Here is a 13,123-nt window from a genome sequence, read left to right as displayed (position 1 = left end):
TCGTGTCAGATCCGCTTATTGCAGCGGAACACCATTGGCGGTGATGCCGCCGCCGGGCAGGAAGTCGATGGTGGTTTCTAGCGTGTCGGGTGCCGCGCCGGGACGGGCAAACATGCCCGCCATGCCCTGGAACATGGCCGCTTGCTGCGCCGGTAGCAGACCCGCGCCAACCAAGCGCTCGATAAGCGCATTTGCGCCCGAGAGTTGCAGATCAATCGCGCCCACGGGCTGCGGAATCATCTGCCCCGGCGCAAAATCCAAATCGCCCTCACCGGTCAGCGAGGCACCGGCCACAGACACCTCAAGCTCGTTCAACGTCACATCACGCAACTCGCCCGGCGGGCCCTGGAAGGCGCTTGGATCACCGGCCATCAGATTGACGAGCATCTGCACCTGGCCCGTTACATCCAAAACCAGCGTTGCGGGGTCGCGTGGAATGGCTGCGCCCGGGTCGATCATGCCCCAAAGCGCGTCATTGACCGTTACCTCCTGGTAGTCGAGGCGCAGGGCCATGTCGGAGGGCTCGGGCTCGGGCATCATTGGGATCGTCAGCAAAAACGCAGCGGATGCGGCACTGACTTCAATCGGGAGCGGGAACTCCGAGGTCTGCACCGTCGAGGTGACATTCTCGCTCGATAGATCATAGGTTAGCCCGCTCGGGCCAAAGGCGACACCAAGATCGCCGCCTTCATTGGCAAAGGCCATGTTGAAGTTGGTGCCGGGTGCCTCGAACGTCATTTCATAGCTCAGCCGGTCATAGCTGGCCTGACCCTCAAGATCGAAATCTTCTGGAAGCACGCCACCGCTCGACATTTGCGAGAGCGCCGCCATGGAGCCAAGGGTGCCCGACCCGGACGAGGTGGCTGCACCCATATTGAAACTCAGTTTGAAGTTCCCGGCTTCGCCATCTGGCGCCGCCGCGTCAATGGTGCCGGTCATGCCGCCAAGTTCGCTGGTCGAGGTGAAAGACACATCGTCGACATCTGCACCTTCGACGAGATATTGTGCGACGAGGTCTGAAATCGTGAAGTCGAGATCGAACATGCCCTCGGATTCACCATCGACCGTGATCTGTTCTGTCGTGAGAATCATGCTGTCGGCTGAGTAGTCATATTGCCGCGCTGCTGGTGTGCCGGATACAGTCACCTCAAGGCCCTGATGCCGCATTTCCATTGAGACATCGAATGCCGGTCCGGCTCCGGCATCGGTTTGGGTTCGGATGCGATAGACCTCAGACATCTCGACGCTGACCGTGCCATCGGCATTCTCCGTCAAGGTAACTTGATCGATGCTACCGGTTGACGTGACATCGGCTTGCACATTGGTTGTTGTCAGCCCAGAGATGACCAGGCCATCGGCGGTTTCGGTGACCGACTCCGTGGTCATCGTCTGACCGGTTGCGGCGATTTGAGCTTGCCATTCGGCCCAAAGCTCTTGGGCATCGACATCGGCGAATGCGGGGGCTGCGGCGGTAAGTGCCGCAAAAGAAAGGCTAATAGAAAGGGATTTCATCTTTGACATAATGACCTACCAAGGGTGAATTGCACGGGTGATGTTCGGCCTCTGGCCAGGGGGCGTCAAGGGCTCATCTGCCAGGCAGCGACGACAGGGGAATGATATGAGTGAGTTGAGCGGAAAAACGATCATGATCACCGGCGCGAGCCGGGGAATTGGCGCGGCGGCGGCCCGCGCCTTTGCAGCAGAGGGCGCCAATGTGGTGCTTTTGGCCCGGTCGCGGGAGAGCTTGGTGGAGTTGGCCGGCGAAATTGGCGACCAGGCCCTGGCCGTACCCTGCGATGTGAGCCGGTATTGGGAGGTTGAGGCGGCAGTCTCTGCCGCGGAAGAGACCTTCGGCGGGCTTGATGTGTTGATCAACAATGCCGGTGTGATCGAGCCGATCTCACATCTGGCGGAGGCCGATCCGGACGCGTGGAGCCATGTGATCGATATCAATCTCAAAGGCGTCTTCTATGGCATGCGCGCGGCCATGCCCGGCATGATGGCGCGGGGTGGCGGTACGATCCTCACGATCAGTTCGGGCGCTGCCCATAACGCGCTCGAAGGGTGGAGCCATTACTGCACCTCCAAGGCGGGGGCCGCGATGTTGACCATGTGTGCCCATAAGGAGGGGGCCGAGAATGGGATCCGCGCGATGGGTCTGTCGCCCGGCACTGTCGCCACCGAGATGCAGCGCGAGATCAAATCGAGCGGATTGAACCCTGTGAGCGAACTCGATTGGTCCGATCACATCCCGCCGGAATGGCCCGCCAAGGCGCTGGTCTGGATGTGTTCGGCAGCGGCGGATACGCATTTGGGGACGGAGCTTTCGCTGCGGGACGAAGGCCTGCGCCGCGAGATCGGGTTGATCGCATGATCGATTTGGACCGGGACGGCGGGTTGTGGACCGTCACGCTCAACCGTCCGGACAAAGCCAACTCCCTGACCGAAGAGATGCTGCGGCATCTGGCCGAGATTGCTGAGGAGGCCGGGCAAGACGAAACCGTGCGGGCGTTGGTCATTACCGGGGCGGGAGACCGGGTGTTCAGCGCCGGTGCCGATTTGGAGGCGGCCAAGGCGGGGCTCGCGACCTCGCCGGTTTGGGAGCGGGCGTCGGGCGCGATTGCGACCCTGTCTTGCCTGACGATTGCGGCGCTGAATGGCACACTGGCCGGTGGCGCGTTTGGGATGGCCTTGGCTTGCGATTTGCGGATTGCGGTGCCGAGTGCGAAGTTCTTCTATCCCGTGGCCAAGCTTGGTTTCCTGCCACCGCCGTCAGATCCGAAGCGCATGGCGGCCCTGATTGGACCGGCGCGGACGAAACTGGTGTTGCTCGCCGGGCAAAAACTGATCGCCGAGGAGGCGCTGAACTTCGGCTTGATCGATCGGATTGTTGCGCCGGACGCTTTGTTGGAGACGGCCAGGATACTTTCGGCGGATGCTTTGGCGGGCGACGCGGCCAATCTGCGCGGGATCAAACGGCTCTGCGGCTAAGCGCGCCCGGGCCGGGCTATCGCCGTTTCCAGGCACGCCGCCCGCCCGGGGTTTTCGACTGAAACTCTGGCGGGCGCTTTTGCACCCAGGCGATGAATTTGGCCAGCCGCGGATGGGTTTTGAGCGCTGCGACCGTGGAGTAGCTGCGGGCCAGCTCGGCCTCTGACAGCGTTGCATGGATTTCGTTATGGCAAATCTGATGCAGCAGCACTGTCTGTCCACCCTTGCCGCCGCGCAGGCGCGGGACCAGGTGATGCAGGCTTTGCTTTACGCCCTCGGGGATCGGTCGATCACATAGGGGGCAAATCGGTGCCTCTTTCCCCATCTATCTTGTCCTTTTGCCGATCCCTCGTCATTAGACTGAGGGAGTTTTGCTTCTTGGCAAGGGTGGCGTGATGGAAAATCAGCCCGAAATCGTGCAACAGGCGCTGGATGTCGCCGAAGACAGCTATGCGTTTGCGATGGGTTGGCTGACCAGCCCTGCCGCCTGGTCGCAATTCGCGCTTTTGGTGGTGGCCTTCCTGGTTGCGCTTCTTGTCTCACGCCGGCTGACCCCGATCCTGACCAAACTGCTGACCCCGTCTGAGGACAGCCAAACGATTCTCGCCACCGCGCGGCGCTTTCTGGCGATGTTCTTGCCGCTGCTCCTGCCAGTCTTGGCCTATGCGTTCACAGCGATTGGGGAGACCATCGTCCGCTCGCTCTTCGACAGTGGCGCGGTGATCGCCTTTGGCAAGCGCGTCTTCCTGTTCCTTGCCGCGCGAAGCCTGGTCAAACACATCATCAGCGACCCGTTCCTGAAGCTTCTGGGCCGTTATGTGCTCGTCCCGGTCGCGGCGCTTTATGCGCTGGGCGTGTTGGATGACGTAACCGTCGCCCTGACCGAGTTGCAGGTCAATCTGGGCAATATCTCTTTCTCGGTCATGTCGCTGGTGCGCGGCGTGATTGCGGGCAGTCTTCTGTTCTGGCTTGGGCGCTGGTCCAACACCCAAAGCGCCGAGTTCATCGGCAAACAGCAAGAGATGCGGCCCGCGACCCGCGAATTGGCGATCAAGACCGTCGAGATTGTCATTTTTGGCGCGGCATTCCTGCTCTTGATGAACATCATGGGCATCGACCTGACCACGCTCGCGGTCCTTGGTGGGGCGATTGGTGTGGGCCTGGGCTTCGGTCTGCAGAAGATCGCGGCGAATTTCATCTCTGGCATTATCCTGCTGCTCGAAGGTCAGGCGACGGTCGGCGATTATGTCGAGTTGGACGGTGGCGAGCAGGGCAAGATCGTCAAAATGACCGCCCGCGCGGCGATTCTGGAGACGTTTGACGGGCGTTGGATCGTGGTGCCGAATGAGGATTTCATCACCACGCGGGTGGTGAATTATTCGGATAGCGGCAGCGCGAACCGCTATGAGGCACCGTTTTCGGTCAGCTATGACACCGATATCAATCAGGTCCCCGCGATTGTCGAGGCCGCCGTTGCGACTCATCCGGGCGTCTTGGATGACCCTTTCCCGCCCGATTGTGAGTTGAGAGGTTTCGGCGACAGCGGCGTGGATTTCAGCGTTGAGTTCTGGGTGAACGGTATCGACGATGGCGAGAACAAATACACCTCCGACGTGCTGTTCCTGATCTGGAACGCGCTGAAAGAGAACGACATCACCATCCCCTATCCGCACCGCGTTTTGGAATGGAAAGCCGGGCAAGGGCCGGGTGACGTTCCATGACCGACGCCTTGGTGATCGGCGCGGGTCCCGCCGGTCTGATGGCCGCGGAGACCTTGGCGCGGGCCGGGCGGCAGGTGGTCTTGGCGGAAGGCAAGCCCTCCGCCGCGCGCAAGTTCCTTATGGCGGGCAAATCGGGGCTGAACCTGACCAAGATTGAGCCGCAGGCAACGTTCTATGCCCAGTATCACGAGGCCGAACCATGGCTTGCGCCGATGTTGGACGCGTTCGGCCCGAAACAGGTGCAAGGCTGGGCTGGTAGCCTCGGCCAGGAGCTGTTCACTGGCTCGACGGGGCGCGTCTTTCCGGTTGTGATGAAAGCGTCGCCGTTATTGCGGGCCTGGATGGGGCGGATGCAGGTCGATCTGCGGACCCGTTGGCATTGGCAGGGCTGGGACGGCGACGGGTTTGCCTTTGACACACCCGAAGGGCGGCAGGTTCTGCACCCAAAGGTCACCGTTCTGGCGCTTGGCGGGGCGAGTTGGGCCCGGTTGGGCTCGGACGGGGCTTGGGCCCCTTGGCTGCAAGAAAAAGGCGTTGATCTCACCCCGTTCAAGCCAGCAAATATGGGGTTCGATGTGGCATGGTCGGCGCATATGGCGGCGCATTTCGGTGCGCCGGTGAAAAACGCGGCGCTGATCGCGGGGGATGAGAAGCATCGCGGCGAGTTCGTGATCTCGGCCCGCGGATTGGAGGGCGGTGGGATCTACACGGTGTCGCGGGCGCTGAGAGAGGGCGCGCCACTGACGCTCGATTTGTTGCCAGATTTGATGGTAGAGGAGGTCGCGGCGCGGCTGTCGCGACGGAGGGGGAAAGACAGTCTCGCGAATTTCCTGCGCAAAACCCTGCGCCTGACCGGCGCGCGCCTGGCGCTGTTGCAGGAGTTCGGGCGGCCCTTGCCGGAGGGTGCGGCCTTGGCGTCGGTGATCAAGGCGCTTCCGGTTCCCCATCAAGGCCCGCGGCCGATGGATGAGGCGATTTCCACAGCCGGCGGGGTCGCGCGCGCGGCGCTTGATGATGGCCTTATGTTGCGCGCGGTGCCGGGCGTTTTTTGCGCCGGGGAGATGTTGGATTGGGAGGCGCCAACCGGCGGCTACCTGATCACCGCTTGCCTTGCGACGGGCAAATGGGCCGGGCAGCACGCCGCCAAATGGGCCGCTCCCTAGATCTTAGGCGGCCATCGCGCGATGGAAGGCGGGCCGATCCCGAAGACGGCTCACAAACGCGCGGAATTGCGGCTCTACAATTGGGAATTTCGCGGTGATCGCCCATCCGCCGCAATGGGCCAGCAGGATGTCGGCGATGGTCATCATCTCGCCCATCAGAAATGGCCCGTCTTCGGCCATGCGCGGGATCAGCGCTTTCTGGGAGCGCTCAAACTCCCATTTCAGGCTGTCTTTGATCTCCGGCACGCGTTTGTCTTCCGGCAGGATGAAGGAATGCCGCGCGGCGGTCCAAAGCAGGAGGTCGAATTCATCAACGATGAACTGGGTCAGGCTGTCTTGCCGGGCGCGTTCAACCGTGCCGGCGGGAAAGGTCAACTGCCCGTGCTTGTCGGCCAGATAGGTCATGATCGCGACCGAGTCGGTGATCGGCACACCGCCCGAGACCAGGACCGGGATTTTGCCTGCGGGGTTGAACCCCACCACCTCATCAGAGCGCGGGGGGCGGCGACATGTTCATAGTCCAGCCCCATCTCTTCCAGCGCCCAAAGCACCCGAAGCGTGCGGCTTTTGACCCCACCAATCACTTGATACATCTCGGTCTCCCTTACCCGCGCCGCATCATCGCCAACCGAATGAGCGCGCGTTCCATCAACGCCATTTGTGGGGCCTGTTGTGTGGAGCGCAATGACAAATCGGTCTCGACCAACAGGCTCAGCGCCGCTTCCAGATTGTGCATGCCCCAGTTTTGCGCCTGACGGGTCATCCGATCCCGGCGCGGGCCAAAGATCGGTGGACGGGCGGCAGCGATCCCGGCGGAGGCACCATTGGGGTGGCTCGCCGCCATATGCAGCATCCGAAAATGCCGAAGCGCGGCGATGCACAGCCCCACAGGCTGCACGCCTTGCCCCCCAACCGGGTGATCAGAGGGCCAATGGCACCTGCCTGAGCTTCGGCGGCGGCGTGCAGGATGTCATCCAGTTCCGCTTCTATGGTCGCGGGCGCGCAGGCGGCGACATCTTCGGGGGCCACCGGGGTCGGATCGCCATGTTTGTAGAGCGCCAGCTTCTCCACCGTTTGGCGGAAATCGCCCGGGTCGAGGGATTGCGCCAAGGTGGTCAGGTCGGTCATCGCATCGGGGCCGATTTGCGCGATGCCAGCCTTTTGCAGGGTCTCTTCGATCTCGGCACGCGATGGCGGGTCGTCATAGATCCCCACCGCATAGGCGTTCGGATGGGCCTCAAAAAGTTTGCGCAGGGCCGAGCGGGCGTTGAGTTGTTTCGCGGTGACGATGATCTGCGCATCGCCCGGCTGCCACTCGTCCAGCGCGGTCTTGATTGTGGGCGCAAGCCCGTCGCCTGCGTCTTCGACGAAGGCGGCGCGCGGGCCGGGAAAGAAGCCCTGTGCTTTGATAGCGTCTAGCAACGCGGCACGATCCGAGCGGAGATCGGAGGCGGGAATACGTGTCAGCCGCATTTCGGCCTCCGCCTCGGGCCCTAACAGTGCCTCCAGCACTTGTTGCCGTTTGAGCGCCACGCGCATCGCGTCCGCGCCATAGATCAAAAGGCCAGTGGCGTCCGGGTTGGGTCGGGCAAAATAGCCCGCCGCATCGCGCGGGCCGAGCTTCATGACCAGCGGCTGGCGCTGGCCAGAAGATTCGAGACGATCTGATCCGCAAGCGCGATCATCAGCCGTTCTTCCGCATCGCGTTCCGCCGCCGCCGTCGCGATGGTTGAGCCGGTGGTGGAATAGGCCGTGAAGGTTTGCACCCGGCCCGCATGGACCTGCACATCGGTACCCGCCTCCACCACGCGAAATCGGGTCGCGCCAGTCAGATTGATCCGGGTGATATCGTTTGAGCCAGTGACCGCGATGCCTCTTTCATCAATCACCGTATCGATCGTCATAGCGTAGCGCGGGCTGGAGGCGCGGCCGAGCCGGTCTTCCAATCGCGCCACCATGAGAAACTCCGTCCGAGTCTCAGGCGGCTCCACCAGGATCTGACCACGCAGCACATCTCCCGGCCCACCCGGCGCATAGACGGGCGTGAAGCCGCAAGCCGCAAGCGGGGCTGCGGCGAGCAGGGTCAGAAAGGTGCGACGATCAGATAACGACATTGATGATACGGCCCGGCACAACGATGAGCTTTTTCGGGGCCCCGCCATTCAGGGCCTTGATCACAGCGTCATCCGCCAGCGCCAGCTTTTCAACCTCTTCCTTCGGCAAATCTTTGGCCACGATGATTTCCGAGCGACGTTTGCCGTTGATCTGGATCGGCAATGTCACGGTGTCATCAACCAACATCGCGTCATCGGCTCTTGGCCAAGGCGCATTGGCGATCAGACCCTCACCACCTTGATGCGCCCAGATATCCTCGGCCAGATGCGGGGTCATCGGCGACATCAACTGCGCCAGAACCATGATCGCTTCGCGTTGCGCGGCATGGCTGGCTTTCGATTTGGTCAGCGTGTTGGTGAAAGCATAAAGCTTCGCGATTGCTGCGTTGAAGCCGAAGCTTTCGACGCCCATGGTCACGTCATGGATCGTCCGATGCATCGTGCGGATCAGGTCTTCGTCCCCCTCACCGGTCGCGCCCGGTTCCATCGCACCAATCCGGTCGCAGAGTATCCAGACACGGTTGAGATGTTTGAACGCAGCCTCGGCCCCGGCCGCGGTCCATTCCACGTCGCGTTCGGGCGGCGAGTCGGAGAGCACAAACCAGCGGGCCGTGTCGGCGCCGTATTGGTCGATGATCGCCACCGGGTCGACGACGTTTTTCTTTGATTTCGACATCTTGGCGGAGGGGATCACCTCGACGGATTCGCCGGTCGCGCCCAGCTTCGCACCCGACTCGGTGATCTCCACATCTTCGGGGAAGTGATAGACCGGGCGGTCTCTTTCGTCGCGGGTGACATAGATCGCGTGGGTCACCATGCCTTGGGTGAACAGCGCATCGAAGGGTTCGATGGCGCTCTCCGGCAAATGGCCGGTGATCTGCATCGCGCGGGCGAAGAAGCGGGAATAGAGCAGGTGCAGGATCGCGTGCTCAATACCGCCGATATATTGGTCGACATTCATCCAATAGGCCGAGTCCTCGGCAGAGGTCGGCGTGGCCGCGTGAGGTGCAGTGAAGCGCGCAAAATACCATGACGAATCCACGAACGTGTCCATCGTGTCGGTTTCGCGCTTTGCCGGTGCACCGCAAGACGGGCAGGGCACATCGCGCCAGGTCGGATGCCGATTGAGCGGGTTGCCCGGGATGCTGATATCCACATCGCGGGGCAGTTCAACCGGCAGGTTCTCTTTCTTCTCCGGCACCACGCCGCAGCTCTCGCAATGCACGACCGGGATCGGACACCCCCAATAGCGCTGCCGCGAAAGCCCCCAATCGCGCAAGCGGAATTTGGTGACGCCCTGACCCACGCCATTGGCCTCGCAAAACGCGATGGCTGTGTCGATTCCCTCTGTCCCGGTCTGCACCTCGTCGCCCGCGAAGCCTTTGACATAGCGGACCTTCTCGGGCTTGGGCGGGACATAGGCCTCGCCGCCTTCCTCGGGTCGGGTGAACCCAGCTTCGCCTTGAGCGGGCACATAGGTGGAGATCACGTCCAGCCCGTATTTGCGGGCGAAATCCAAGTCACGCTGGTCATGGGCGGGGCAGCCGAAAATCGCGCCAGTGCCGTAATCCATCAAGATGAAATTGGCGATATAGACCGGCAATTCCCAGGAAGTGTCGAATGGGTGGCGCACGGTGAGCCCGGTGTCGAAGCCTTTCTTCTCGGCCTTCTCCAGAGCTTCTTCCGAGGTCCCGGTGGCGCGGCATTCGGCGCAGAAGGCCGCCACGTCTGCATTATGCGCCTCCAGTTCCTTGGCGAGCGGATGATCGGGCGAGATGCCAATGAAGCTTGCGCCCATCAGTGTATCTGGGCGTGTCGTGTAGACCTCCACACGATCATGGCCACCAGCGCTCTCGGTCAGGCCGAAGGAGAATTGCAGCCCGCGGGATTTGCCGATCCAGTTGGCCTGCATCAACTTCACTTTGTCCGGCCAGTTGTCGAGCCCGTCCAGGGCGTCCAGCAGTTCCTCCGAGAAATCGCTGATCTTGAAGAACCATTGCGTCAACTCGCGGCGTTCAACCTCGGCACCCGAGCGCCAGCCCTTGCCGTCGATCACCTGTTCATTGGCCAAGACGGTCATGTCCTCCGGGTCCCAATTGACCACGGCATTTTTCCGGTCGATCAGCCCGGCCTTCAGGAAATCCAGGAACAGGGCCTGCTGCTGGCCGTAATACTCCGGGTCGCAGGTCGCAAACTCACGGGACCAGTCGATCGACAGCCCCAGAGGTTTCATCTGCTCGCGCATCACCGCAATATTGTCATAGGTCCAATCGGCGGGGTGCCCGCCCGAGGCCATCGCCGCGTTTTCAGCCGGCATACCAAATGCGTCCCAGCCCATTGGGTGCAGCACGTTGTGCCCGGTCGAGAGTTTATAGCGCGCGATCACATCGCCCATCGTGTAGTTGCGCACATGGCCGATATGAATCCGGCCAGACGGGTAGGGGAACATCTCAAGCACATAATATTTCGGCTTGTCCCCTTCGCGGGTCGCGCGGAAGGTTCCGGCCTCGTTCCAGGCCTTTTGCCATTTCGGTTCCAACTCTGACGGTTGATAACGGGACATCGGATTTCCTTAAGGTCGAACGCAAAAACGCCGGGCTGTGGACCCGGCGCTGTGTTTAGGGGGAGTGTGCCGCAGGGTCTAGAGGTCGCCATCGCGAATCCGTAGCTGGCGGGCACGGGTGAGAATAGCGTCTTCAATCTGGCGGGCGGTTTCGCGGCTGACGGCACCGCCGCGGCTTTGCAGGGCGACACGCAGGCTGCGCGCATCGAGCGCGGGGTCATTCACGTAAACCGTGGCGCGATAGGCGCGGCCAGCACCCGGCGGGGTGCCGTAGCCAAAGACGATAACGCCCGAGAAGGGATCGGCCGCTTCAATGGGCATGAAATCCAGGATCTCAAGCGACGCATTCCACAGGTAACGGTTCACCTCGACGGTGACATTCGGATCGGCGCTATTCTGGAAAAGATCAAAGATGGTGCGGCGATTCGGGTCGGGTATGGCCCCGGCCTCCACCAACTGCTCCCTGGTTTCGGGACTCATCTCATTATCCAGGCCGCCGGAGCCGAACAGTCCACCGCCTCGGCCCGAGCATGCTGCAACACTCAAAACCAGCAAAACCGCGCAGAAGGCTCTTGCCGTTCCCGAAAACATCATGCCCTGCTGCCTCTTTGTCGTAGAACTCTGTCCGCTTGGTATCTTAGCCCCTCTTGCGCGGCAAGAGGCATTGGTTTTCAGGCGCAAAACCGACTGTGGCAACTCTGCACCAGGCGGGCGGCAAGATCGCGGCATCTCTTTGGCCTTTCTTGCAATTCGAAGGGCGAAGAGAGAGGTAGGGGCATACTCAATTCGGAATTCCCCGTGTTGAGGTGCACCTTATTCTAAGAATACGAGGGAAAAACCATGAAAAAGGTTCTCTTGGCTACCACAGCGCTGGTCCTCTCGACCGGTCTGGCAGCCGCACAAGGCGTGACGCTCAGCGGCTCCGCCGAAATGGGTATCGTCGGTGGCGACCGTGATGCGGACGGCGATCCGGTAAACGGCGCTCTTCCAAGCACCGATGAGGTTCAGTTCTTCCAGGATCTGGATGTAACCTTCACCATGTCCGGCACCACCGATAACGGCCTGACCTTTGGCGCGTCGATTGACCTGGACGAAGGTGGCGACGGCTCCGCTGCATCGGACAACAACTATGATGACGGCGGCGCGACTGTGTTCCTGTCGGGTAACTTCGGTACGATCACCATGGGTGACACCGACGGTGCTCTGGACTGGGCGCTGACCGAGGCTGGCAATGTTGGCAACCCGGGTTCCATCGACGATGCGGAAACCTCGCACGCCGGTTATCTCGGTTCGTATGGTGACGGTGCTGGCGACGGCCAAATCCTGCGCTACGACAACACCTTTGGTGATTTCGGGATCGCGATCTCGGTTGAGCAAGACGATACTGGCTTGGGCGACGGTGTTGTTGGCCCCGCTTCTAACGATGCCGGCTATGCTGTTGGTTTCCGTTACAATGCTGAGCTTGGCGGTGTCGACCTGGCCCTCGGCCTGGGTTATCAGACTGCCGATTTCGCTGGCGTTGAGCAGAACATCATCGGTGTGAGCGTTGCGGCGACTTTCGCAGGTGGCTTCGAAGCTGGAATCCAGTATAGCGACTGGGAAAACCGTGACGAGATCGGGGGCGTTGATGATACCCACATCGGCATCGGTGTCGGTTACTCCTTCGACGCGTTCTCGATCCATGCCAACTACGGTGAGTTCGACAGCGGTGCGGAAGGTTTCGGCCTGGCAGCAGCTTATGACCTGGGCGGCGGCGCTGGCATCCACCTCGGTTACGGCTCCTCTGATGAGGACGGTTTCAGCACCGACTTCTGGTCGCTCGGTGTTGCAATGTCCTTCTAATCCTAACGGATTATTTGGTAAGGGAAGAGCGGGCTTTGGCCCGCTCTTTTCTATTTGGGGATCGCGCATGTCACTTTCCGAAATCACGGAGGCCATTTCGGTTGCTGAAGCCAAGGCGGGCCGTGTGCCTGGATCGGTGCGCCTAATCGCGGTGTCGAAAGTGCAACCGGAGGATCGGGTCGCCGATGTCCTGCGCCAGGGTCATCGGCTTTTTGGTGAAAACCGGGTGCAGGAGGCCGCCGGGCGCTGGCCACCGTTTCAAGCGCAATACCCCGATATCTCTCTCCATCTGATCGGTCCGTTGCAGACCAACAAGGCGCGCCAAGCCGTTGAGATGTTCGACGCGATCCACACGCTCGACCGGCCGAAACTGGCGCGTCGCTTCGCGGATCTCGCGCAAGAGCGCGGTGCCTCTCCAGAGCTTCTGATCCAGGTCAACACCGGCGAAGAGCCGCAAAAGGCGGGCATTCTCCCCGGCGAAACCGATGCTTTTGTTGCCGAGGCGCGGGCGTTGGACCTGCCTGTCACCGGGCTGATGTGCATCCCGCCGATTGAGGAAGAGGCCAGCTTACATTTCGCGCTCTTGGCCAAGCTTGCCGAACGCAATGGTTTGCCGGAACTCAGTATGGGGATGAGCGCCGATTTCGAGAAGGCGATTGCGTTTGGCGCGACCTATATCCGTGTCGGCTCGGCGATATTTGGCGAGCGGGTCGCGCCGCAGGCTTGATT

The 13,123-nt window shown here is 61.5% G+C and carries 11 protein-coding genes and 2 pseudogenes; 6 read left to right on the top strand and 7 right to left on the bottom strand.

Annotated elements, in window-relative coordinates:
* Window positions 1-15: 15 nt before the first annotated feature.
* Window positions 16-1,512, bottom strand: coding sequence for a DUF2125 domain-containing protein (locus QTA57_RS04250; RefSeq protein ID WP_290153826.1), 1,497 nt, complete (start codon window positions 1,510-1,512; stop codon window positions 16-18).
* A gap of 106 nt (window positions 1,513-1,618) precedes the next feature.
* On the opposite strand from QTA57_RS04250, the gene QTA57_RS04245 reads away from it, so the two are divergent.
* Window positions 1,619-2,374 carry an SDR family oxidoreductase gene (locus QTA57_RS04245; protein WP_290153824.1) on the top strand — a complete coding sequence of 252 codons (756 nt, stop codon included), beginning with the start codon at window positions 1,619-1,621 and terminating at the stop codon, window positions 2,372-2,374.
* A complete protein-coding gene (locus tag QTA57_RS04240) occupies window positions 2,371-2,991 on the top strand; it encodes an enoyl-CoA hydratase/isomerase family protein (RefSeq protein ID WP_290153822.1) in 621 nt (206 codons plus the stop codon). The genes QTA57_RS04245 and QTA57_RS04240 overlap by 4 nt, the downstream gene beginning before the upstream one ends.
* 16 nt (window positions 2,992-3,007) lie before the next feature.
* Here QTA57_RS04240 and QTA57_RS04235 read toward each other — a convergent pair whose 3' ends face one another.
* Window positions 3,008-3,316: an HNH endonuclease family protein gene (locus QTA57_RS04235; RefSeq protein WP_290153820.1), complete on the bottom strand. Its 309-nt coding sequence runs from the start codon at window positions 3,314-3,316 to the stop codon at window positions 3,008-3,010.
* 70 nt (window positions 3,317-3,386) lie between these two features.
* On the opposite strand from QTA57_RS04235, the gene QTA57_RS04230 reads away from it, so the two are divergent.
* Complete coding sequence (locus QTA57_RS04230) at window positions 3,387-4,712, top strand: mechanosensitive ion channel family protein (RefSeq protein WP_290153818.1); 1,326 nt, start codon at window positions 3,387-3,389, stop codon at window positions 4,710-4,712.
* Entirely contained in the window at window positions 4,709-5,875 is a 1,167-nt protein-coding gene (locus tag QTA57_RS04225) for a TIGR03862 family flavoprotein (protein ID WP_290153817.1), read from the top strand. Before QTA57_RS04230 ends, QTA57_RS04225 begins: the two co-directional genes overlap by 4 nt.
* A 3-nt stretch (window positions 5,876-5,878) precedes the next feature.
* Here the strand turns inward: QTA57_RS04225 and QTA57_RS04220 are convergent.
* From QTA57_RS04220 to QTA57_RS04200, 5 genes and pseudogenes are all read right to left on the bottom strand, one after another.
* Window positions 5,879-6,468, bottom strand: a pseudogene (locus tag QTA57_RS04220) (glutathione S-transferase family protein).
* Between the two features lie 11 nt (window positions 6,469-6,479).
* Window positions 6,480-7,501: pseudogene (gene holA, locus QTA57_RS04215) on the bottom strand (DNA polymerase III subunit delta).
* Window positions 7,498-7,989: an LPS assembly lipoprotein LptE gene (gene lptE / locus QTA57_RS04210; protein ID WP_290153815.1), complete on the bottom strand. Its 492-nt coding sequence runs from the start codon at window positions 7,987-7,989 to the stop codon at window positions 7,498-7,500. The pseudogene holA and the gene lptE overlap by 4 nt, the downstream one beginning before the upstream one ends.
* Window positions 7,976-10,552 carry a leucine--tRNA ligase gene (gene leuS / locus QTA57_RS04205; protein WP_290153813.1) on the bottom strand — a complete coding sequence of 859 codons (2,577 nt, stop codon included), beginning with the start codon at window positions 10,550-10,552 and terminating at the stop codon, window positions 7,976-7,978. The genes lptE and leuS overlap by 14 nt, the downstream gene beginning before the upstream one ends.
* Before the next feature lie 78 nt (window positions 10,553-10,630).
* On the bottom strand, window positions 10,631-11,146 hold the full coding sequence (locus QTA57_RS04200; protein WP_290154776.1) for a DUF3576 domain-containing protein: 516 nt from the start codon (window positions 11,144-11,146) through the stop codon (window positions 10,631-10,633).
* Between the two features lie 246 nt (window positions 11,147-11,392).
* Here QTA57_RS04200 and QTA57_RS04195 point away from each other — a divergent pair, with 246 nt between their 5' ends.
* Entirely contained in the window at window positions 11,393-12,394 is a 1,002-nt protein-coding gene (locus QTA57_RS04195; RefSeq protein ID WP_290153811.1) for a porin, read from the top strand.
* Window positions 12,395-12,461: 67 nt separating this feature from the next.
* A complete protein-coding gene (locus QTA57_RS04190) occupies window positions 12,462-13,121 on the top strand; it encodes a YggS family pyridoxal phosphate-dependent enzyme (protein ID WP_290153809.1) in 660 nt (219 codons plus the stop codon).
* Window positions 13,122-13,123 lie beyond the last annotated feature (2 nt).

The sequence above is a fragment of the Fontisubflavum oceani genome (genome assembly GCF_030407165.1).
Taxonomy (GTDB): domain Bacteria; phylum Pseudomonadota; class Alphaproteobacteria; order Rhodobacterales; family Rhodobacteraceae; genus Rhodophyticola; species Rhodophyticola oceani.
The sequence above is the reverse complement of the archived record's forward strand: the minus strand, read 5'-3'. Positions and strand labels throughout refer to the sequence as shown.